Source organism: Streptomyces beijiangensis (assembly GCF_017315755.1).
In the GTDB taxonomy this organism is placed as follows: domain Bacteria; phylum Actinomycetota; class Actinomycetes; order Streptomycetales; family Streptomycetaceae; genus Streptomyces; species Streptomyces beijiangensis.
In genome coordinates, this window is sequence record NZ_JAFLRJ010001287.1 from 1 (window position 1) to 226 (window position 226).

The 226-nt window shown below is 71.2% G+C and carries 1 protein-coding gene; it reads right to left on the bottom strand.

The genetic code is table 11. The annotated features are described in order from the left end of the window. Positions 1 to 226, bottom strand: a 226-nt coding sequence (locus J0695_RS41540) for a hypothetical protein (RefSeq protein ID WP_206969992.1), incomplete at both ends; no start/stop codon positions are given.

The window sequence follows — 226 nt, forward strand, 5'->3', positions numbered from 1 at the left end:
GCTCCGTGTCGGTGACCCGCATCTCCGCGCCGAACAGCGTCGACAGCGCCGGACGCGGGCGCCCCGTCTGGAGCGACACCACCTCCCGCAACACACCCATCAGCTGCTCCGCCATCTCCGACGCGGAGGAGAACCGCCGGGCCGGATCGGGGTCGGTGGCCCGCACCAGCAGCCGGTAGAACGACTCGTACGCCCGGAACACCTCGATGTTGTCCGGGTCCGGCAG